At 58.8% G+C, this 21,118-nt stretch carries 17 protein-coding genes and 1 rRNA gene; 9 read left to right on the top strand and 9 right to left on the bottom strand.

Going from position 1 to position 21,118, the window contains the following annotated elements; genetic code table 11:
* Nucleotides 1–97: ribosomal RNA gene (gene rrf, locus CKW18_RS12995) — 5S ribosomal RNA — on the top strand; the annotation flags it as partial.
* Nucleotides 98–319: 222 nt separating this feature from the next.
* The gene (gene mrdA / locus CKW18_RS12990) at nucleotides 320–2,212 is read left to right on the top strand and encodes a penicillin-binding protein 2 (protein WP_095189167.1); all 1,893 of its coding nucleotides are present in this window, start codon (nucleotides 320–322) and stop codon (nucleotides 2,210–2,212) included.
* Between the two features lie 59 nt (nucleotides 2,213–2,271).
* Here the strand turns inward: mrdA and CKW18_RS12985 are convergent, their stop codons facing one another.
* From CKW18_RS12985 to CKW18_RS12965, 5 genes are all read right to left on the bottom strand, one after another.
* The gene (locus tag CKW18_RS12985) at nucleotides 2,272–2,943 is read right to left on the bottom strand and encodes a hypothetical protein (RefSeq protein WP_095189166.1); all 672 of its coding nucleotides are present in this window, start codon (nucleotides 2,941–2,943) and stop codon (nucleotides 2,272–2,274) included.
* Nucleotides 2,944–3,018: 75 nt separating this feature from the next.
* Complete coding sequence (locus CKW18_RS12980; RefSeq protein WP_095189165.1) at nucleotides 3,019–3,225, bottom strand: helix-turn-helix transcriptional regulator; 207 nt, start codon at nucleotides 3,223–3,225, stop codon at nucleotides 3,019–3,021.
* Nucleotides 3,226–3,234: 9 nt separating this feature from the next.
* Entirely contained in the window at nucleotides 3,235–3,840 is a 606-nt protein-coding gene (locus CKW18_RS12975; protein ID WP_095189164.1) for a hypothetical protein, read from the bottom strand.
* Nucleotides 3,841–4,125: 285 nt separating this feature from the next.
* A complete protein-coding gene (locus CKW18_RS12970; RefSeq protein ID WP_095189163.1) occupies nucleotides 4,126–4,530 on the bottom strand; it encodes a lysozyme inhibitor LprI family protein in 405 nt (134 codons plus the stop codon).
* A 57-nt stretch (nucleotides 4,531–4,587) separates the two neighbouring features.
* The gene (locus CKW18_RS12965) at nucleotides 4,588–5,508 is read right to left on the bottom strand and encodes an ADP-ribosylglycohydrolase family protein (RefSeq protein WP_095189162.1); all 921 of its coding nucleotides are present in this window, start codon (nucleotides 5,506–5,508) and stop codon (nucleotides 4,588–4,590) included.
* 196 nt (nucleotides 5,509–5,704) lie between these two features.
* Here CKW18_RS12965 and CKW18_RS12960 point away from each other — a divergent pair, with 196 nt between their 5' ends.
* The gene (locus tag CKW18_RS12960; RefSeq protein WP_095189161.1) at nucleotides 5,705–6,193 is read left to right on the top strand and encodes an SRPBCC family protein; all 489 of its coding nucleotides are present in this window, start codon (nucleotides 5,705–5,707) and stop codon (nucleotides 6,191–6,193) included.
* Nucleotides 6,186–6,995: an aminoglycoside phosphotransferase family protein gene (locus CKW18_RS12955; protein WP_256586944.1), complete on the top strand. Its 810-nt coding sequence runs from the start codon at nucleotides 6,186–6,188 to the stop codon at nucleotides 6,993–6,995. Before CKW18_RS12960 ends, CKW18_RS12955 begins: the two co-directional genes overlap by 8 nt.
* A gap of 354 nt (nucleotides 6,996–7,349) precedes the next feature.
* Here the strand turns inward: CKW18_RS12955 and acnA are convergent, their stop codons facing one another.
* Complete coding sequence (gene acnA / locus CKW18_RS12945) at nucleotides 7,350–10,091, bottom strand: aconitate hydratase AcnA (RefSeq protein WP_095189158.1); 2,742 nt, start codon at nucleotides 10,089–10,091, stop codon at nucleotides 7,350–7,352.
* Nucleotides 10,092–10,313: 222 nt separating this feature from the next.
* On the opposite strand from acnA, the gene rlmM reads away from it, so the two are divergent.
* Together rlmM and tusA are read left to right on the top strand one after the other, a co-directional pair.
* Entirely contained in the window at nucleotides 10,314–11,384 is a 1,071-nt protein-coding gene (gene rlmM, locus CKW18_RS12940; protein ID WP_095189157.1) for a 23S rRNA (cytidine(2498)-2'-O)-methyltransferase RlmM, read from the top strand.
* A gap of 50 nt (nucleotides 11,385–11,434) precedes the next feature.
* Nucleotides 11,435–11,686 carry a sulfurtransferase TusA gene (tusA, locus tag CKW18_RS12935; RefSeq protein ID WP_095189156.1) on the top strand — a complete coding sequence of 84 codons (252 nt, stop codon included), beginning with the start codon at nucleotides 11,435–11,437 and terminating at the stop codon, nucleotides 11,684–11,686.
* Nucleotides 11,687–11,822: 136 nt separating this feature from the next.
* On the opposite strand, the gene CKW18_RS12930 is transcribed toward tusA, so the two are convergent.
* On the bottom strand, nucleotides 11,823–13,232 hold the full coding sequence (locus CKW18_RS12930) for an MATE family efflux transporter (RefSeq protein WP_095189155.1): 1,410 nt from the start codon (nucleotides 13,230–13,232) through the stop codon (nucleotides 11,823–11,825).
* Between the two features lie 159 nt (nucleotides 13,233–13,391).
* On the opposite strand from CKW18_RS12930, the gene pdxB reads away from it, so the two are divergent.
* Nucleotides 13,392–14,534 carry a 4-phosphoerythronate dehydrogenase PdxB gene (gene pdxB / locus CKW18_RS12925; protein ID WP_095189154.1) on the top strand — a complete coding sequence of 381 codons (1,143 nt, stop codon included), beginning with the start codon at nucleotides 13,392–13,394 and terminating at the stop codon, nucleotides 14,532–14,534.
* A gap of 180 nt (nucleotides 14,535–14,714) precedes the next feature.
* Here the strand turns inward: pdxB and CKW18_RS12920 are convergent, their stop codons facing one another.
* Nucleotides 14,715–14,894: a PA1571 family protein gene (locus tag CKW18_RS12920; RefSeq protein ID WP_095189153.1), complete on the bottom strand. Its 180-nt coding sequence runs from the start codon at nucleotides 14,892–14,894 to the stop codon at nucleotides 14,715–14,717.
* A gap of 256 nt (nucleotides 14,895–15,150) precedes the next feature.
* Here CKW18_RS12920 and CKW18_RS12915 point away from each other — a divergent pair, with 256 nt between their 5' ends.
* Nucleotides 15,151–16,956: an ABC transporter transmembrane domain-containing protein gene (locus tag CKW18_RS12915; RefSeq protein ID WP_095189152.1), complete on the top strand. Its 1,806-nt coding sequence runs from the start codon at nucleotides 15,151–15,153 to the stop codon at nucleotides 16,954–16,956.
* 82 nt (nucleotides 16,957–17,038) lie between these two features.
* On the opposite strand, the gene CKW18_RS12910 is transcribed toward CKW18_RS12915, so the two are convergent.
* Nucleotides 17,039–18,967, bottom strand: a complete 1,929-nt coding sequence (locus CKW18_RS12910; RefSeq protein ID WP_095189151.1) for a transglycosylase SLT domain-containing protein — start codon at nucleotides 18,965–18,967, stop codon at nucleotides 17,039–17,041.
* Nucleotides 18,968–19,181: 214 nt separating this feature from the next.
* Here CKW18_RS12910 and CKW18_RS12905 point away from each other — a divergent pair, with 214 nt between their 5' ends.
* The gene (locus CKW18_RS12905) at nucleotides 19,182–21,104 is read left to right on the top strand and encodes an ATP-binding cassette domain-containing protein (RefSeq protein ID WP_095189150.1); all 1,923 of its coding nucleotides are present in this window, start codon (nucleotides 19,182–19,184) and stop codon (nucleotides 21,102–21,104) included.
* The last annotated feature ends 14 nt before the right edge of the window (nucleotides 21,105–21,118 follow it).

Genomic DNA, 21,118 nt, shown 5'->3' with positions numbered 1-21,118 from the left:
TGGAACCACCTGATCCCATCCCGAACTCAGCAGTGAAACGATGCATCGCCGATGGTAGTGTGGGGTTTCCCCATGTGAGAGTAGGTCATCGTCAAGATTAAATTCCGAAACCCCAATTGCGAAAGCAATTGGGGTTTTGTTTTGCCCGCGAAAAAATTTTGGATGCCTCCGTGCCCGCCCAATTGTCGCAAGAGCTTCCATTAGGGAAAAACCTTCTGAAGTGATCGGGCAGTTTTTGGTATGGTGCAGCTCGTTTTTTCACGGACTGATGTCACGCCTATGGATCGGCACTCATTTATGTCAAAGAGTTGCTGTAGAAATGCATGAAGCCATCCCGATCAAGGATCACGAAAAAGAGACGCGTCTGGTCAACAAGCGGTTGATCGCCTGCGCCTTGTTCGTTTTCGCCATCAGTTGTGCCCTAGTGGTGCGCCTCTACATCCTGCAAGTGGTGGAGTTCGATTACCACTCGACCATTTCCGAAAACAACCGTGTTCACGTTTTACCGATCCCACCGACGCGCGGACTGATCTACGACCGCAATGGCGTACTGCTAGCCGACAATCGTCCCAGCTATAACCTGACCATTACCCGCGAGCGAGCTACCAACGTCAATCAAGAACTGGACGAGGTCATTGATCTCCTGCACTTGCCTGCTGAAGACCGCACAGTGTTCGACAAGGCCATGAAGCAGTCCCGTCATCCCTTCACGCCGGTCACGCTGTTTTACGAGCTGACCGAGGAGCAGATCGCCGTATTAGCGGTCAACGAGTTCCGTTTGCCCGGCCTCGATGTAGAGCCGCAGTTTGTTCGGCACTATCCGCTGGGTGCGCACTTTGCGCATTCGATAGGCTACGTCGGCCGTATCAATGAAAAAGAATCCAAGACCCTCGACTCGGTTGAATACCGCGGCACCCAATCTATCGGAAAAACCGGAATCGAGCGTTTCTATGAAGCACAGTTACACGGCCACGTCGGTTACGAGGAAGTGGAAACCAACGCCCAGGGTCGAGTGCTACGTGTGCTCAAACACACCGACCCGGTACCTGGTAAAAACATCGTACTGAGTCTCGATGTCAAACTGCAGGAAGCTGCCGAAGCTGCTTTGGGCGATCGTCGAGGCTCTGTCGTGGCGCTCGACCCTTCCACTGGAGAAGTGCTGGCCATGGTCAGCAATCCGAGTTTTGATCCGAACCTGTTCGTCACAGGTATCAGTTCCAAGGAATATTCAGCACTGCGTGATTCCATCGACCGGCCACTGTTCAATCGCGTGCTGCGCGGTTTGTACGCGCCGGGTTCGACGATCAAGCCGGAAGTGGCAATCGCCGGCCTCGATGCCGGAGTCGTGACGCCGCAGACCCGAGTATTCGATCCAGGCTACTACCAACTTCCGGATTTCGATCACAAGTATCGCAACTGGAACCACAGCGGCGATGGCTGGGTGGATATGGACGCAGCAATCATGCGCTCCAACGACACTTACTTTTATGACCTGGCGCACAAGCTCGGGATTGATCGCCTGCACGATTACATGGCGATGTTCGGTCTGGGCGAAAAGGTTTCGCTGGACATGTTCGAAGAATCTCCCGGCCTTATGCCGTCCCAAGCCTGGAAACGCGCGACGCGGCGCCAGGCCTGGTTTCCGGGCGAAACCGTCATTCTGGGTATCGGACAGGGCTATATGCAGGTGACGCCGCTGCAACTGGCTCAGGCCACGGCGCTGATCGCCAACAAGGGCGTGTGGAACCGTCCGCACCTGGCCAGGACCGTCGATGGTGTGGCGCCGGTCGACGAGCACCCGATGCCGAACATCCTGCTCAAGGATCCCCGTGACTGGGAGCAGGTCAACCATGGTATGCAGATGGTGATGCACGATGCCCGCGGCATTGCTCGCGCGGCGGCGGCGGGTGCGCAATATCGCATTGCCGGCAAAAGCGGAACGGCGCAAGTGGTGGCGATCAAACAAGGCGAGCGCTACAACCGCGAGAAGACCCTCGAACGCCACCGTGATAACGCCTTGTTCGTCGGCTTTGCCCCGGCGGAGCATCCGAAGATCGCAATTTCGGTGATGATCGAGAACGGCGAGGCCGGTGGTCGCGTCGCAGGCCCTGTGGTGCGGCAGATCATGGACGCCTGGCTACTTGATCAGGACGGCCATCTCAAGCCGCAATACGCGGCGCCAACCAAAGTGCCGGGTAATCCGCACGTTTGACCTGAACCGCTTCCAGCGCAGGCTGAGCCCGTGCCGGAAGCTGCCGAGATGCCTACGGACTACTTGCAACTGTAGCCTTCGGGCATCGTCACGCTGTAGTTGCGTTGAACACGGTCCTGGAAACTCAGGTTTTGCAGGCCTTGTTCAACGAGAAAGGCCTCGACCTTGGCCGGCTGGCAATCTTCGTTATAGGAGGTAGCCCGAAGCAGGTAGACCGCACGCTTGCTCACTTCATCCCGAGCCGTGGCGATGAACGTGCTGAGCGTGGTATAGCCGGTTCGCTCCGAAGTGCCCACCGGGCCATAAGTGGTATTTGGCGTACTTGTGCAATTCAGCTGATTGTCTTTTTTCTTCTTGTTCTTGCACACAGTCGAGGTACTGGTTACCACTTGCCCATAGTCGGTGGCTGTGTAGCGGTAACTCACTTGCCGGCTGCCAATATCGAGGCTGATGGTCAGTTTGATCGGAGCATGGTTTTTCGGCAGGCTCGCGTCGGTATAAACCTCCTGAAAGCCGTTGTCTTTTAACGCGTTGACCATATCGCGAAGATAGTAACGGGCATTCAGTGCGTTCTCATCACTGTTGCTTGCAGATGTCACGAGCACAGTTGCCTTGCGGTCGAAGTGATAATCCGGATCGGGTGTTGCGTTGAGTGCTACGTCTAGCTTTGTGGCGCAGCCACTGAGAAACGCCGTCAGTAACAGCAGCGCGCAGGATAGGTAACGGGACATGGAATAACAGCCTTGCAACTAAGGATTGAATAAAAATTAAACGGTTGGGGCCGGCGATAAACAAACCGCAGGGGCTCAGTCTTTTTGGTATTCCAGTAAATCGCCAGGCTGGCACTCAAGCAATGCGCAGAGCTTGTCCAGGGTTGCCATTTTCACCCCCTTGACCTTGCCATTTTTCAGTAATGACAGGTTTGCCTCGGTGATACCGAGCAAGTTGGCTAACTCTTTCGAGCGAATTTTTTGCGTGGCCATGACGACGTCAAGGCGGACGATAATGGTCATTGTATTGTTCTATATATATTGACTTTGCTCATCGCTGAGTACTTTTGCATCGCGCATGATAATTGAAAACGAACAGAGCAATATGCCTTTGACAATCTCATAGGCGGAAGAGGAAGACAGGCCGATCGAGAACTGAAAAATGCGCTCTCCCGCAGGTAGGTCTATCGACAGTGCCAAACCTTGTAAGGTTTCCACCAAAGGATAGGCGGCGGGAGTAACGATACACAGTACCCCCACTTGCCACAGGACCTTGATATTGCGGTTAGTCCAGGTTTCACCGCGGGACAAGCGCAGGAAAAACAAGCCGGTCAGCCATAAGGCGTAGGCTGATAGCACCACGGGCAGGAAGTCCAGGACAACGAGTAGCACTGTGGCCAAAGGCGAAAGCCAGTTATTGGGGTCAAGCAGCGCTCCTTCAACAAACGGATCCAGCAGTTGCGGGGAGCCTTCAGCGAAGGCATAGAGCAGAGCTGCCAGCATGTCATCCTTGTTGAACAGCCAGAGCATCGCGCTGCCGCCGACCTCGGTCATACCCAATACCCAGACCAGAATCGCTGCCAGCAGCCCCACCCAATGCATGCGTTGTAGCGCCATTACGTTGATGCGATTACTCATGAAAATTCCTTGCTATGTCAGTTGGTGTGACTGATTTTCGATGTTTAATTATCGAATAGCAATAATATATTTCAATTAATTTGTGATGGTTTAATCGTTGTCACGCTACATTCAACAATGTGGCGATTTTTGATGCCGAAACGATGTGGCAGGCGGGAGTATCAAAATGTCTGGTGGGGAGATAGCGATTACTACAGCGCAGATCTTCGTGCGCTACTTTGCGATGTCTGGTCTGAGGGGCCCTCGCCAGCCTGCTAGCGACGGCCCCCTGTAATGACCGAAAAATCAGGCCCCAGGCACCGGGCAGCTCATGTCACCTTCTTCACACTTCAAATACTGCTTGAGCGCCTCGACCCGCACCTTGGTCACGGCCGTCATGCAGTTGCTGTAAATCAACGGATAAACACTGCCACCTGTTACCCCGGACGCGGAAAACTTGCACTCGGCATCACGAAAGCCGATCCACGCCCGCTGCGCACTGATCAACAGCTTTTTGCCATCGGGGTTGTCCTTCAAGCGCCCGGTGATCTGCTGATACACCGTATTCAGCTCCTTGTCCGCCGCCTTGAAATCCTGCCCGGCGCATTGGTTCATCGTCGCCTGATCGCTGGCGTTGGCGCAGTCGACAGTGGCATTGGCGAGAGGGCTAAGCAGCAGTGGCGTCAAGGCCAGGAGCAGGCGTGGGGACATTGGAGGTTCTCACTGTATCGGATGAAAGTACGCAGCAGTGTAGCGGCTGCGCAACTTCTATTCAGGCACTCGTTGCCGGGAAGCTTGCAGCAAACGATCTGCGGTCGCCGCAATCTCTTCACCTTCATGCAACAATTCCAGCCAGTGCCCAGGAATGGCTCGCACACCATAGTAAGCACCGGCCAATTGGCCAACAATCGCGGCGGTGGTGTCAGCGTCATCGCCCAGGTTGGCGGCTTGCAGGATGGCCGCAGCAAAATTGTCGGTGTGATGAAAGCACCACAGCGCTGCTTCCAGCGATTGCACGCAGTAGCCGCTGCCACGGATTTCGCTGGCCGGCTTTGCAAGGTAGTCACCCCTGGCAATCGCCGCGACGTTCGATTGGGTGAAGGTCAAGTGTGGCAGCTTGCGCATTTCTGTTTTAGAGGCGCCAAGCAGAGCTGTGCTGATCAATTCAGCAAGCAGCTGGCAGCATTCGATGGCTTCAGGGGCGGCGTGGGTGGTTCGTGAGCTTTCGGCGCAAAACCGTTGAGTCTGTCGGGCGTCGGGAAAGAAAAACAGCACCACCGGTGCCAGGCGCATCAGCGAACCGTTGCCGGCGGTATACGGATCGGTTGAACCGGCAAAGGGCTCACCGGTTTGCTGGTAGCGTGAAAGTGCCTGACTGACGGTCATGCCGATATCGAAACACTCACCGGTCGAACTCAAGTAGCCCCATTTCCACCAGTTAAGGTAGCGGCCCATCTGGTCAGCCGCATCAAAGCCGTTTTTGCTCAGCAGACTTTCTGCCAGACACAACGCCATGGAGGTGTCATCCGTCCATTGCCCTGGTTTCAACTGGAAGGGGCCGCCACCCATCATGTCGGTCATCGGCTCAAACGAGCCGCGCAGCTGGAATTCGACTGTGGTGCCGACCGCGTCGCCGCAGGCCAGGCCGAGCAGGGCGCCGCGATAACGTTCGGAGAGAGATGGCTGCATGATTCGTCCTTGGTTTAGTCAACGCACTGGAAAAGGTAACAGTTTCATCCGCCGGGTTGCGCCCGAAATCGCTCGAACAGCGACTTCAACATGCAGCCAGATGTTTCCTGTTCCATGACCACCAGCACGGCTTTGATACAACTTCGGATTGGACATGTGGTCATACAAGCCTAGTGTTCAGAACAGGAGGTGACGTATGAAACCAGTACCCAATAGTTTCGAACGCAAAATCACGCTCAAGGCGCCCCGTTCACATGTCTGGCGTGCATTGGTCGATGCCGAGGCGTTTGGCCAGTGGTTTGGGGTGGCGCTGGAGGGCAGGCGGTTTATTGCCGGTGAATGGACGCAAGGGCAGGTCACGTATCCGGGTTTTGAACATGTGTTGTGGAATGTGCTGATCGAACGGGTCGAGCCGCAACAGTTGTTTTCATTCCGTTGGCATCCGTATGCGGTCAATCCGAAAATCGACTATTCCCAAGAGCCGACCACGCTGGTCAGGTTCGAACTGGAGGACTTTGAGAGCGGCACCCTGCTCAAAGTGTCCGAGTCCGGCTTTGCGCACATTCCCGATATTCGCCAGAAAGAGGCTTACTACATGGACAGCCGTGGCTGGGAAGAGCAGTTGAGCCGGCTCGAACAGTTTCTCGTCGAAAGCGCCAAGGCACGCGAGCGCGATGGTGGCTGACGTTTTCGAACCGTGGTTGCAGCGCTGGGCCTTGGTGGCGGACGGTGCGCCGCTTATCACCCCTGGCAGCCGTCTGTTGCCGGTACGCCTGGGCGATACGCCGGCCATGCTCAAGATTGCCCTGGATATCGATGAAAAACATGGCAATCAACTGATGGCTTGGTGGGAAGGCAACGGCGCGGCACAGGTGTTGGCCCTTCACGAAGACGGCTTGCTGATGGAGCGGGCCATGGGCCGGCGTTCATTGATGCAGATGGCGCTCAACGGTCAGGACGACGAAGCCAGCCGTATCTTGTGCACGGTACTGGCGCGGTTGCATGCAGTGCGCGACAAGCCGCCTCCACCGCTGGTGGAGCTGGGGCCATGGTTTGCTTCACTGCGCTGCGCTGCCGCAGTACACGGTGGGTCTTATGCCCTGAGCCTGCAGACTGCCGAAGCCTTGCTCGCCGCCCCGCAGGAGGTGGTGTTGCTGCACGGTGACATGCATCACGACAATGTTCTTGATTTCGGTGCGCGCGATTGGTTGGCGATCGACCCGAAGCGGGTGAGGGGCGAGCGGGGCTTTGACTACGCCAACCTGCTCTGTAACCCGGCATTACCGACGGCCAGTAATCCTGAACGTTTCCGTCGACAGGTCGAGGTGATCGTCGAAGCCGCGCAGCTTGATCGCCACAGGCTCCTGCAGTGGGTGCTGGCGTTTGCCGGATTGTCCGCTGCCTGGTTTCTGGAGGATGACCTGCAGGATCAGGCCTCAGGACAGCTGAAAGTCGCGCAGATCGCCACTTCCATGCTTGACGCCTGACACGTCTAAGGGTTTTCGGAAGGGCTGCTATGGCGAATGTCTTACACGCGATGGTAGCTATGTCGACTATTGCCGATTGGATCCACCACGTAATCTACACCCATCAACTGAAGCACAGGGAGTGTTTCAGGATCACGGATGATCGACCATTAGCAAGGATCGCTGCCGACAGGGAGTCGATAATGGTCTTGGGAAAACCCGCTTCGGCGGGTTTTTTTTCGCCTGTAGAAAACTTTGGTGCCGCTCTCAATCAATCTAGGAGCTGCCGCAGGCTGCGATTTTTTGATGTTGGTTTTTAAGATCAAGATCAAAAGATCGCAGCCTGCGGCAGCTCCTACAGTTGTTTTTGCGTCTTTATGAGGCAATCAACTGTCGCAGGACATAGTGCAGAATCCCCCCCGACTTGAAGTACTCCACCTCATTCAAGGTATCGATCCGGCACAGCACCTCGATTTTCTCCTGATGCCCGTCCTCACGGGTAATCACCAAGGTCAGGTTCATCCGCGGTGCCAGTTCGACGCCGGTCAAGCCTTGAATATCGAATGTTTCCTTGCCGGTCAGGTGCAGGCTTTTGCGGTTCTGGTCCAGCTTGAACTGCAGGGGCAGCACACCCATGCCCACCAGGTTGGAACGGTGGATGCGCTCGAAGCTCTCGGCGATCACCGCTTTGACGCCCAGCAGGTTGGTGCCTTTGGCAGCCCAGTCGCGACTGGAGCCGGTGCCATATTCTTGCCCCGCGATCACCACCAGTGGTGTCCCCGATGCCTGATAGCGCATGGCCGCGTCATAGATCGGCAGTTTCTCGCCGGTGGGGATGTAGATCGTGTTACCACCTTCTTCACCGCCGAGCATTTCGTTGCGGATGCGAATGTTGGCGAAGGTGCCGCGCATCATCACTTCGTGGTTGCCGCGACGTGAGCCATAAGAGTTGAAGTCGCGCGGCTCCACGCCTTTTTCCCGCAGATAGCGTCCGGCCGGGCTGTCAGCCTTGATGTTACCGGCAGGGGAGATGTGATCGGTGGTCACCGAGTCGCCGAGCAGAGCCAGCCCCCGTGCACCCTTCACATCCTTGATCTCTGGCAGCGGGCCGGAAATGTCGTCGAAAAACGGCGGATGCTGGATGTAAGTCGAGTCGTCCTGCCACACATACGTCGCCGCTTGCGGCACCTCGATGGCTTGCCACTGTTCGTCACCGGCAAACACTTCGGCGTATTCCTTGTGGAACATCGCCGTGCTGACCTGGTTCACCGCGTCGGCGATTTCCTTGCTGCTTGGCCAGATATCGCGCAAGTACACCGGATTGCCCTGTTGATCATTACCCAGCGGTTCGCTGCTGATATCGGTACGCACAGTCCCGGCCAAGGCATAAGCCACCACCAACGGTGGCGAGGCCAGCCAGTTGGTTTTCACCAAAGGATGCACGCGGCCTTCAAAGTTGCGGTTGCCGGAGAGTACTGAGGCGACGGCAAGATCAGCGTTTTGAATGGCTTTCTCGATCGGCTCCGGCAACGGCCCGGAGTTGCCGATACACGTGGTGCAGCCATAGCCGACCAGCGAAAAGCCGAGCTGATCGAGATACTGCGTGAGCCCGGCAGCCTTGTAGTAGTCGGTGACCACTTTCGAGCCTGGCGCCAGCGAGCTCTTCACCCACGGTTTACGGGTCAGGCCTTTCTCCACGGCTTTTTTCGCCAACAGCCCGGCGGCCATCATCACGCTCGGGTTGGATGTGTTGGTGCAAGAGGTGATCGCGGCGATGACCACGGCGCCGTTTTTCAGGCGATAGGTGTGGCCTTCGTATTCGTACTCGGTCTCGCCGACCAGATCGGCATTGCCCACGGCGACGCCGCCGCCACCTTCACTTTCCAGACGGCCTTCTTCTTTGCTGGTGGGTTTGAATTGCAGGTCGAGGAAGTCGCTGAAGGCTTGGGCGACATTGGGCAGTGAAACGCGATCCTGCGGGCGTTTCGGCCCGGCCAGACTGGCTTCGACGCTGCCCATGTCGAGCGAAAGGCTGTCAGTGAACACTGGCTCCTGGCCGGGCAGGCGCCACAAGCCCTGAGCCTTGGTGTAGGCCTCGACCAGTTTCACCACTTCCGGTGGTCGCCCGGACAGGCGCAGGTAATCCAGCGTGACGTCATCGACCGGGAAGAAACCGCACGTCGCGCCGTATTCCGGGGCCATGTTGGCGATGGTCGCGCGGTCGGCGAGTGGCAGTTCGGCGAGGCCATCGCCATAGAACTCGACAAATTTGCCGACCACACCTTTCTTGCGCAGCATCTGTGTCACGGTCAGCACCAGGTCGGTGGCGGTGATGCCTTCCTTGAGCTTGCCGGTGAGTTTGAAGCCGATCACTTCAGGGATCAGCATCGACACCGGTTGCCCGAGCATCGCCGCCTCCGCTTCGATGCCGCCGACGCCCCAGCCGAGTACGCCGAGGCCGTTGATCATGGTGGTGTGGGAGTCGGTGCCGACCAGGGTATCGGGGAAGGCATAGGTGCGGCCATCTTCATCCTTGGTCCACACGGTGCGGCCGAGGTATTCGAGGTTGACCTGATGGCAAATCCCTGTGCCCGGCGGCACCACGCTGAAGTTGTCGAAAGCACTCTGGCCCCAGCGCAGGAACGCGTAACGTTCGCCGTTGCGCTGCATCTCGATGTCGACGTTCTGTTCGAACGCGCTGGCGGTGGCGAATTTGTCGACCATCACTGAGTGGTCGATCACCAAGTCCACCGGCGACAACGGATTGATTCGCTGCGGATCGCCGCCGGCCTTGGCCATGGCGGCGCGCATCGCGGCGAGGTCGACCACCGCCGGTACGCCGGTAAAGTCCTGCATCAGCACACGGGCCGGGCGGTACTGGATCTCGCGGTCGGAGCGACGCTCCTTGAGCCATGCGGCGATTGCCCGGAGATCGGCGCCGGTAACGGTTTTTTCGTCCTCCCAGCGCAGCAGGTTTTCCAGCAGGACTTTCAGCGACATCGGCAACTGGTCGATATTGCCAAGGCTCTTGGCAGCATCGGGCAGGCTGAAATAGTGGTAGGTCTTGTCGTCGATTTGTAAGGTTTTAAGGGTCTTCAGACTATCGAGGGACGGCATTACGATCACTCCTTTGAATCCGCACGGCTACGGATTGAGGGGACGGGCAGAGCTATCAACGTAGCCCTGTTTTCATTAGCTGGCTAATAACTGGACTCTATGAAGAGAACCAAGGTTCCGACATCGGCTATCATGCGCCGGTTTTCGTGACAGGCTTTGCTGCAAAGCAAAACCTGAGCATCGCGCAGGGGCCGAATGTCCGCCCTCTGCCCAGGAGTCAGAATGAACACCCTATTCATGCATTGCCGGCCAGGCTTCGAAGGCGAAGTCTGTTCGGAAATTTCCGACCTCGCCGCCCAACTTGACGTGGCCGGTTACGCCAAAGCCAAAGCGGCCACCGCCTGCGCCGAATTCGTCTGTACCGAAGAAGACGGCGCCGAGCGCCTGATGCGCGGTCAGCGTTTCGCCGAGTTGATCTTCCCGCGCCAATGGGCGCGTGGCGTCTTCATCGATCTGCCGGAAACCGACCGCATCAGCGTGATCCTCGCGCACATGGCCGATTTCCCGGTGTGCGGCAGCCTGTGGCTGGAAGTCGTCGACACCAACGACGGCAAGGAACTGTCGAACTTCTGCAAGAAATTCGAAGGCCCACTGCGCAAGGCTCTGACTGGCGCCGGCAAACTGGTGGATGACGCCAGCAAGCCGCGTCTGTTGCTGACCTTCAAAAGTGGCCGCGAAGTGTTTCTCGGCATGGCCGACGCCGGTAACTCGGCGATGTGGCCGATGGGCATTCCGCGTTTGAAGTTTCCGCGTGAGGCGCCGAGCCGTTCGACGCTGAAACTGGAAGAGGCCTGGCACCACTTTATCCCGCGTGATCAGTGGGAAGATCGTTTGCACAGCGACATGACCGGCGTTGACCTCGGCGCCGCGCCAGGGGGCTGGACCTGGCAACTGGTCAACCGCGGAATGCTGGTAACGGCCATTGATAACGGCCCAATGGCCGAAAGCCTGATGGACACCGGGTTGGTGCAGCACTTGATGGCCGACGGTTTCACCTTCAAGCCCAAGCAACCGGTGGACTGGATGGTTTGCGACATCGTTGAGAAACCGGCGCGTAACGCGGCGATGCTCGAAGAGTGGATTGGCGAAGGCCATTGCCGCGAAGCGGTGGTCAACCTCAAGCTGCCGATGAAGCAGCGCTATGCCGAAGTGAAGCGTTTGCTCGAACGCATTGCTGACGGGTTCAAGGCGCGCGGGATCAAGGTCGATATCGGCTGCAAGCAGCTCTATCACGATCGCGAAGAAGTGACCTGCCATCTGCGCCGGCACGATGTGAAAAAGCCCAAAAGATGACCGAACACCCGGCAATACGCGACAATGCCGGCAAGTTTCAGGAGTGAATCATGAGTGAAATGATCGACACGCCGGTCGACGGCACCCTCGACGCCACCGGCCTCAATTGCCCGGAACCGGTGATGATGCTGCACCAGCACATCCGTGATCTGGCACCCGGTGGCCTGCTCAAGGTGATCGCTACCGATCCCTCGACCCGTCGCGATATTCCCAAGTTCTGTGTGTTTCTCGACCACGAACTGGTGGGGCAGCACGAAGAGGCCGGTACTTATCTGTACTGGATTCGCAAGAAACAAGCCTGAATTCCAGGCCAAACGCAAAACCAATTGTGGGAGCGAGCCTGCTCGCGAAGACGATGTACCAGTCACTGCTGATGTTGACTGAGACAGCGCTTTCGCGAGCAGGCTCGCTCCCACATGTTTGTCTTGCGTATGGGGCTTAACCCAGCGTACGACTGATCCGAATGCGTTTGCGTGCGCTGCGGGTCAGGCGGATCGACAGCATCAGCGCCGCACAACTCAAGCCGACGATCAAACCCTGCCACAAGCCGCTCGGGCCACGAGGCTCACCGAGCCAGTCGGTCAGACCAAGGGCGTAACCCACCGGCAGACCGATGCCCCAATACGCGAACAAAGTCAGGATCATCGTCACGCGAGTGTCCTGATAACCGCGCAGGGCGCCGGCAGCGGTGACCTGAATCGCGTCGGAAAACTGGAACAGCGCCGAATACACGATCAGCATCGCCGCGATGTGAATCACCGTCGGATCAGCCGTGTAGATCGCCGCAATCGGCTCACGCAGCAGCAACATCATGCTTGCAGACAAGCAGGCATAAGCCAGCGCCGCGCCCATGCCGACGCCAGCGGCAAAACGTGCTTCGCGCGGTTCTTCACGGCCCAGTGCCTGACCGACACGCACGGTGACGGCCATGCCTAACGAGTAGGGGATCATGAACACGAGTGAGCTGACGTTCAGCGCGATCTGGTGCCCGGCAACCACGGTGGCACCGAGGCTACCGATCAGTAGAGCGATTACGGCGAAGATGCTCGACTCGGCAAAAACGGCGATGCCGATCGGTAGACCGATGGCCAGCAGACGTTTGATCACCGCCCATTGCGGCCAGTCGAAACGGCTGAACAGTTCGCTCGAACGATAGGCTGGGGCCCAGCGCTCATAACCGGCCAGACCCAGCGCCATCACCCACATCACGATCGCCGTGGCCCAACCGCAGCCGACGCCGCCCATGGCCGGCACACCAAAGTGGCCATAGATGAAGATGTAGTTCAGCGGAATGTTCAGCGCCAGCCCGCACAGGCCCAGCACCATGGCCGGGCGGGTGCGACCGATGCCGTCACTGGTGCAGCGCAGCACGTGATAGAACGCCACCGCCGGCAGACCGCTGGCGATGCCGTGCAGGTATTGCATGCACGGGCCGATCAGTTCCGGATCGACCTTCATCAGGTGCAGCACCGGTTCGGCGGCGACCAGCATCGCGGTGGCAATCAAGCCAACCACCAGCGCCAGCCACAACGCCTGACGCACCAGCGGGCCGATCTCGCTGTGCGTGCCAGCGCCGAAACGCTGGGCGACTTTCGGCGTGGTGGCCAGCAAGGTGCCGGTCATCAGCAGGAACACCGGCACCCAGATCGAGTTGCCCAGTGCGACTGCCGCCAGATCCTTCGGCCCGACGCGACCGGCCATCACCGCATCAACGAAGCCCATGGCCGTGGTTGCCAGTTGCGCGATGATGATCGGCAACGCCAGGGCGAGCAGGTTTTTGAACTCCAGTCGGATCCGCGCGGGGCGGGTCAGGGAGACGGCGACAGGTTGGTCAGTTACAGAATTCACAGAAAAAGCGTCCACAGATGTTGATGCGCAGGGCGCCGCATTCTACGCCGCTGACGCTTTGGTCAGGAAAAATCCTCTGTTGCGGATTTGTAATCACAAAGCTTGCTGGCCCAACCGTGCATCTGCACCTAAACTGCCGATCCGCCCCAGGAGCCCGCCATGCTGATTGTTGCCGACGAAAATATCCCGCTGCTCGAAGACTTCTTTGCCGGTTTCGGTGAGATCCGCCGGATACCGGGCCGCTCCATCGACCGTGCGACGGTCGAACAGGCTGACGTGTTGCTGGTGCGTTCAGTGACCACTGTCAGCCGTGCGTTGCTGGAAGGCAGCAAGGTGCGCTTTGTCGGCACCTGCACCATCGGCACTGATCATCTGGATCTTGAGTATTTCGCCGAGGCCGGGATTACCTGGTCCAGTGCACCAGGCTGCAACGCCCGGGGCGTGGTCGATTACGTGCTCGGCAGTCTGCTGACCCTCGCCGAAATCGAAGGGGTTGATCTGACTCAACGCACGTTCGGGGTGGTGGGCGCCGGTGAGGTGGGCGGTCGACTGGTCAACGTCCTGAAGGGCCTGGGCTGGAACGTGAAGGTCTGCGATCCGCCGCGTCAGGCGGCCGAAGGTGGCGAGTACGTCAGCCTGGAGCAGATCATCGAGCAGTGCGATGTGATCAGCCTGCACACGCCGTTGACCCGCAGCGGTGACGGTGCGACCTGGCACTTGTTCGATCAACAACGGTTACAGCAACTCAAACCCGGTGCATGGCTGATCAACGCGGCGCGTGGCCCGGTGGTGGATAACGCCGCACTGCGCAAAGTGCTGCTAGCGCGTGAAGACCTGCAAGCGGTGCTTGATGTCTGGGAAGCCGAACCCGAGGTCGATGTAGCGCTGGCCGATCTCTGTGTACTGGCAACGCCACACATTGCCGGCTACAGCCTCGATGGCAAGCAGCGTGGAACCGCGCAGATTTATCAGGCGTACTGCGAATTCATCGGGCAGCCCGCCAGCCTCCAGCTCAGTGATCTGTTGCCGGCGCCATGGTTGTCGCAAGTGACCCTGCATGCCGACAGCGATCCGGCCTGGGCGTTGGCAATGTTGTGCCGTGGCGTGTACGACCCGCGCCGGGATGATGCCGATTTTCGCCGCAGCCTTGTAGGTAATGTCGGTGAGCAGCGTGCGGCATTTGATGTGTTGCGCAAGCAGTACCCGATCCGGCGCGAGATTGAAGGGCTGAAGGTGCGGATCGACGGGGATTCACCGGGGTTGCGGCAGATTGTGGCGGCGCTGGGCGCAGTCACTATCTGACCTGATCCCTTTTAGGAGCTGCCGAAGGCTGCGATCTTTTGATCTTGCTCTTAAAAAACAAAGTCAAAAGATCGCAGCCTCGTTTCACTCGACAGCTGCTACAACAGTCCCGCAGCAGTGGCAAACCGCAGCCAGAAAAAACCCGGCCAAAGGGGCCGGGCCAGGAAGACGGTGGCTATATCACTCTTGTTCGGCAGGCTTGACCAATCGCTTCTCCAGTTCACGGCAAGCGTCCTGGATCATGTCTTCAGTGATCGGTACTTCACGCCCGTCCTTATCGATAATCGAGCAACCCAGAGTCTGGCCGGGCTTGGTGCGGATCACTTCAATCTTGTCTTCGCTGCTGTGTTGCAAGGACATGGCCTGTCTCCTCATCAGGTTGTGCGCCTAGGTTAAAACCCCCACGTGACCGGGCTGTGACAACTCCCTGCGGTCTGTCGGCGGCGGCATCTCCACTCAAACAGAAATGACCGCCCGTCTCAACCGGGACTTTAGACCAATAGCAACTATGGCCTAGTCTTTGGGGGCATATTTAACCTGACTCATTGTGATTTACAGAGTTCCACCCCAAAGAAGGTTTACGCTAGCCCTTTCATCACCATGGATGCGTACCTGAATGACCCCGAAGCTTTCTTCAAGGCACCGTCGCGCGTTGCGTCTGACCAGTCGATTTCTGGCCCCTTACCGCTGGCAAGTCATCGGTGCGCTGCTGGCGCTGATCGTCACCGCCGCCGTCACCTTGTCGATGGGGCAGGGGATCAAACTGCTGGTCGATCGGGGCTTCATGACCCAGTCGCCCCACCAGCTTAATCAGAGCATCGGCATTTTCATGTTGATGGTGCTTGGGCTGGCTGTCGGTACGTTCGCGCGGTTTTACTGGGTGTCCTGGATTGGCGAACGCGTCGTGGCCGATATTCGCCGCGTGGTGTTCAACCATCTGGTTTATCTGCACCCAGGCTTCTACGAGAACAACCGCAGTTCAGAGATCCAGTCGCGGTTGACCGCCGACACCACGCTGCTGCAATCGGTGATCGGTTCGTCGCTGTCGATGTTCCTGCGTAATCTGCTCATGGTCATCGGTGGCGTCATCCTGCTGTTCGTGACCAACGCAAAACTCACCAGCATCGTGGTGATTGCCTTGCCGTTCGTGGTGGCGCCGATTCTGATTTTCGGTCGGCGTGTACGCAATCTTTCGCGGTTGAGTCAGGACCGGGTTGCCGATATCGGCAGCTACGTTTCCGAAACTCTCGGCCAGATCAAAACCGTGCAGGCCTACAACCATCAGGTGCAGGACGAACAGCGCTTTTCGGCGACGGTGGAGGACGCTTTCGACACCGCGCGCAAACGCATTTTCCAGCGCTCATGGATGATTACCATGGTGATCGTGCTGGTGCTAGGCGCGGTGGCAGTGATGCTATGGGTCGGTGGCATGGACGTGATCGCCGGGCGGATCACCGGCGGCGAACTGGCGGCGTTTGTCTTTTACAGCCTGATCGTTGGCAGTGCGATCGGTACTTTGAGCGAAGTGATCGGCGAATTGCAACGCGCTGCGGGCGCTGCCGAGCGCATCGCTGAATTGCTGCGTTCGGAGAACATCATCCAGTCGCCGACCACGGGCCTTGTGACCTTGCCGGCGCGGGTGCGCGGTGAGCTGCAATTGCAGGATGTGCGTTTTTCCTACCCCTCGCGTCCTGAAAGCTACGCCGTTAACGGCTTGAATCTGACTGTCCGCGCCGGAGAGACGCTGGCGCTGGTGGGGCCGTCCGGAGCTGGCAAGTCCACGGTGTATGACTTGCTGCTGCGCTTTTATGACCCGCTGGAAGGACGGATCCTCATCGATGGCGTGCCGCTGACCCGTCTCGATCCGTTGGATCTGCGCCGCCACTTCGCCCTGGTGTCACAGTCGCCAGCACTGTTTTTTGGCAGCGTTGAAGAGAACATTCGCTACGGCAACCCGGGGGCGACGCTGGACCAGGTCAAGCAAGCGGCAAGAATTGCCCATGCCCACGACTTCATCGAGAAAATGCCCAACGGTTACCAGACCCATCTCGGCGATGGTGGTCTCGGCCTTTCCGGCGGCCAGCGTCAGCGTCTGGCGATCGCCCGTGCGTTGCTGGTCGACGCGCCAATCCTGCTGCTGGATGAAGCCACCAGCGCCCTTGATGCGCAAAGCGAGCATCTGATCCAGGAAGCTCTGCCAAGTCTGATGGAGAACCGCACCACGCTGGTGATCGCGCATCGACTGGCCACGGTGAAAAACGCTGACCGGATTGCGGTGATGGACCAGGGCAAACTTGTGGCCATTGGCACCCATCAGGAACTCATCGTCAGCAATCCGCTGTATGCGCGGCTGGCGTCTTTGCAGTTCAACGATGGAAAAAGCGCTTCAACGAATGCTGTCACCGACCCTGTCATTCACTAAGCAACCGATCAGGTCGTGCACATAAAAAATGCCCGTGTCTCACGATACGGGCATTTTTCGTTACTCGGCATCAGCCGTGTGATTATTGATCGTCGAAGTAGCGCTCGTGCCAATCCACCAGCGGCTGCGGCGAGTTGAGCTTCTGGCCGTAGATCACCGAATAAGACAGCACGTTCTGCACGTACTGACGGGTTTCGTCGAAGGGAATGCTTTCCACCCACACGTCGAAACTCAAGTGATCAGCGCCGCGCAGCCATTGACGCACGCGGCCGGGGCCGGCGTTGTAGGCGGCGGAGGCGAGGACGCGGTTGCCGTTGAACTGGCTGTGCACCTGGCTCAGGTAAGCGGCACCGAGCTGGATGTTCTTGTCCGGATCCAGCACTTGCTGCGGCGAGGCCAGCGGGATGCTGAACTTGCGTGCGGTTTCTTTGGCAGTGCCAGGCATCAATTGCATCAGGCCGCTGGCGCCGACGCCGGAGCGGGCATCGTCCATGAAGGCGCTTTCCTGACGGGTGATGGCGAACACCCAACTCGAATGCAGGCCGCGAACCTTGGCTTCGCGCACGAGGGTTTCGCGGTGAGCCATCGGGAAGCGGATGTCCAGATCGTCCCAGTACTGCGCCTGACTGATGGTGCGGATCGCCGGGAAATACCACTTCAGGTCATAGGCAAGTTTCGCCTGGGCGACCATTTCGTCGCGGTTGAAGTGGCGGCTGACGTGATACCACTCGCGACGCCCGTCGACGATCTGCCCGCGAGCGTGGAACTCCAGCGCACGGCGCACGCCCGGCGTGTTGCGCACCTTATTGACCAGTGCCTGACTGAGCACCAAAGGCTTATTGTTCAGTGAATACGGCGATTGGGAACGGTCGGCAGCGAGGAATCCGTAGAAATCACGCTCGCGGGCGAGGTTCTTGTACAGCGTCTGCGCTTGCGGATTCTGCGGCTCTGCCAACTCCAGGCTACGGGCCTGCCAGTAACGCCAGCGATTGGTGGTGGCCAGATCTTGTGGAAGACGTTTGGTCAGTTGATAAGCGTCGTCCCAGCGCGCCAGACGCAGCAGCAGGCGCAGGCGCCACTCGGAAACAGTGTTGTCCCGCAGCTCCGGGTCGTATTTGGTCATTACGTCCAGCGCGCGGCTGTCGAAACGCCGGGCCAGGGTCAGGCCGATTTCCCGGGCGATCGCGACTTTCTCGTCACGGGAGAAGTGCATGCTGCTGGCATAGCCGTCGAGCAGCGCCATGGCCTTGTCCGGGTCCTGACGGGCGAGGCGGCGCAGGCCGAGGCTGACCACATCGGACATTGGCTCATCGGCCGGGGTGAAGCGCGACGGCTGATTGAGCAATTCCGGTTTCTGCGCCACATCCACCAACAACCGACCACGTGGCGCGAGGGTGGTGAGGCCGTTGGTCAGGCTGTTGGCGAGCGGATAGTTACGTGCCTGAGCGGCGAGTTTGGTGCGCTCCCAGCGTTTCTTTTCGGTGAGCTGGCCGTCGGCCGCCCAGATGCCGAACAGGGCGTCACACGCCGCGGGTTGCGACTTGCCGGTCAGCCAGAGTTTGTCGGCATTGGCATAGCCTTCAGCCTTGTGACCGCTGCTGATCTGGTACTGCGCATTAAGGCAGTCCAGCTCAGTGAAGTTGAGTTTCGGGTCGTAATATTTGACGAAGGTTGCCCAGTCCCCGCGATCGGCGAGCCAGCGCAACCAGCGCAGCTTCATCCAGTTGGCTTGGGGCAGGTCCCCGTGTTCGGCGAGGAATTTCTCGATTTCCGCGTTGCTCGCGGTTTTCAGGCGCGCGGTCAGTTCGTCGTAGGCCAGATACGGTTCGAGCGGATAATCGGCCAACGCCTGGCTGTAACGGAAATACGGGCCGGTGTCGCCCTTGGCCAGCGCGCGCTTGGCTTCATCGTAATACTGGCGTTGGGTCGACAGATCCACCGCCTGGGCGGATTGAACGGCAGTGGCGGTAAGTAGCAAACAGGACAAAACACTGAGAAGGCGACTGCGCATGAGACATCCGGGCAGAGAAATCATGACAAGTGCCGACCTGAATCAGCACTGAATTGTCTGTAGCTTAGCCTTTTGCCAGCAAGCGGCGAAAGCTTTGCCGGCCTCGCAGCACAAGTTCGCAACAAATGTTGTGCAGAGTGCTTCGACAGACAAATTGCCGGCCTGCTGAAGCCCTAAGTCAGGTAGAATGCGCGCCCGGTTTTTGGAGAAGCTCATGACCCTGCTCAAATTCAGCGATGTGTCCCTTGCATTCGGCGCGATGCCGTTGTTGGACAAGGTGTCCTGGCAGATCGCCCGTGGTGAGCGGGTGTGCATCATCGGCCGCAACGGCACTGGCAAGTCCAGCATGATGAAACTGGTCAAGGGCGACCAGAAGCCCGATGACGGCTCGGTGTGGCGTGCCCCCGGTCTGAAAATCGGCGAATTGCCGCAGGAATTGCCAGTGGCCGACGAGCGGACCGTGTTCGACGTGGTAGCTGAAGGCCTCGACGGCGTTGGCGCCTTGCTCGCCGAATACCATCACCTGAGCCAGAACATCGTCACCGACGCCGATCTGAACAAGCTGATGCACGTTCAACAGGACCTCGAAGCCCGTGACGGCTGGCGCTTGCAGACCCTGGTCGACAGCACCCTGAGTCGCCTGCAACTGCCGGCCGACAAGACCCTCGCCGAGTTGTCCGGCGGCTGGCGTCGTCGCGTGCTTCTGGCACAGGCGCTGGTGTCCGAGCCGGATCTGCTGCTGCTCGACGAACCGACCAACCACCTGGACATCGGTGCGATTGCCTGGCTCGAAGAAGCGCTGAAGGATTTCCAGGGCGCCGTGCTGTTCATCACGCACGACCGTTCCTTCCTGCAGAACCTCGCTACCCGCATTCTGGAACTGGATCGCGGCGGCCTGATCGACTGGAACGGCGACTACGCCAGCTTCCTGGTGCACAAAGAAGCCGCGCTGGCCGCTGAAGAAACCGCTAACGCGTTGTTCGACAAGCGTCTGGCTCAGGAAGAAGTGTGGATCCGTCAGGGCATCAAGGCGCGCCGCACCCGTAACGAAGGTCGCGTACGTGCATTGAAAGCTTTGCGCGTAGAGCGCAGCGAACGTCGCGAGCGCACCGGCAAGGCCAATATCCAGCTGGAAACTGCCGACAAGTCCGGCAAGCAAGTGATGGTGCTGGAAAATGTCAGCTTCCATCACCCGGACGGCCCGTTCCTGATCAAGGACTTCTCGATGGTCCTGCAGCGCGGCGACCGTATCGGTTTGCTTGGCGCCAACGGTACCGGCAAGACCACCTTGCTCAAACTGATGCTCAACGGCCTGCAACCGACCAGCGGCAAAGTCGAAGAGGGCACGCGCATCGACGTGGCCTACTTCGACCAGTTGCGCCATCAACTGGATCTGGAGAAAACCGTTATCGACAACGTCGCCGAAGGTCGCGACTTCATCGATATCGACGGCCAGAGCCGCCACGTGCTGAGCTACCTCGGCGATTTCCTGTTCAGCCCGCAGCGTGCCCGCACGCCGGTCAAGGCGTTGTCGGGTGGTGAGCGTGCGCGCTTGCTGCTGGCGAAACTGTTCAGCAAACCGGCAAACCTGCTGGTGCTCGACGAACCGACCAACGATCTCGACGTGGAAACCCTCGAGCTGCTCGAGGAAGTGCTGCTGACCTTCAACGGCACCGTGCTGATGGTCAGCCACGACCGGGCATTCCTCGACAACGTCGTTACCAGCACACTGGTCTTCGAAGGTGAAGGCAAGGTGCGTGAATACGTCGGCGGTTATCAGGACTGGATTCGTCAGGGCGGTTCGCCGCGTCTGTTGGGCGTGACCGAAAGCAAGTCGGGCAAGGCTGACCTGAATTCGGCGGTGGTGACTGCTGAACCGGCGACCGTGGCAGCACCGGGTGCCGCTGCACCGGCGGCCAAGAAAAAGCTGAGCTACAAGCTGCAACGCGAGCTGGAAGCGCTGCCGGGTGACATCGATGCCAAGGAGCAGCAGATTGCTGCTGTTGAGGCTGAAATGGCCGACGCCGGTTTCTATCAGCGTCCTGCGGCCGAGACCGCCAAGGTGATTGCCTCGCTTGAGCAGTTGCAGGCTGAGCTGGATGTTCTGGTGGAGCGTTGGGCGGAGCTGGATGCCTGATTGATCCGGCAATA

Origin of the sequence: Pseudomonas sp. Irchel 3E19 (assembly GCF_900187585.1) — a bacterium.
GTDB classification, from domain to species: Bacteria; Pseudomonadota; Gammaproteobacteria; order Pseudomonadales; family Pseudomonadaceae; genus Aquipseudomonas; species Aquipseudomonas baetica.
This window is presented reverse-complemented; position numbering and strand designations above follow the sequence as displayed.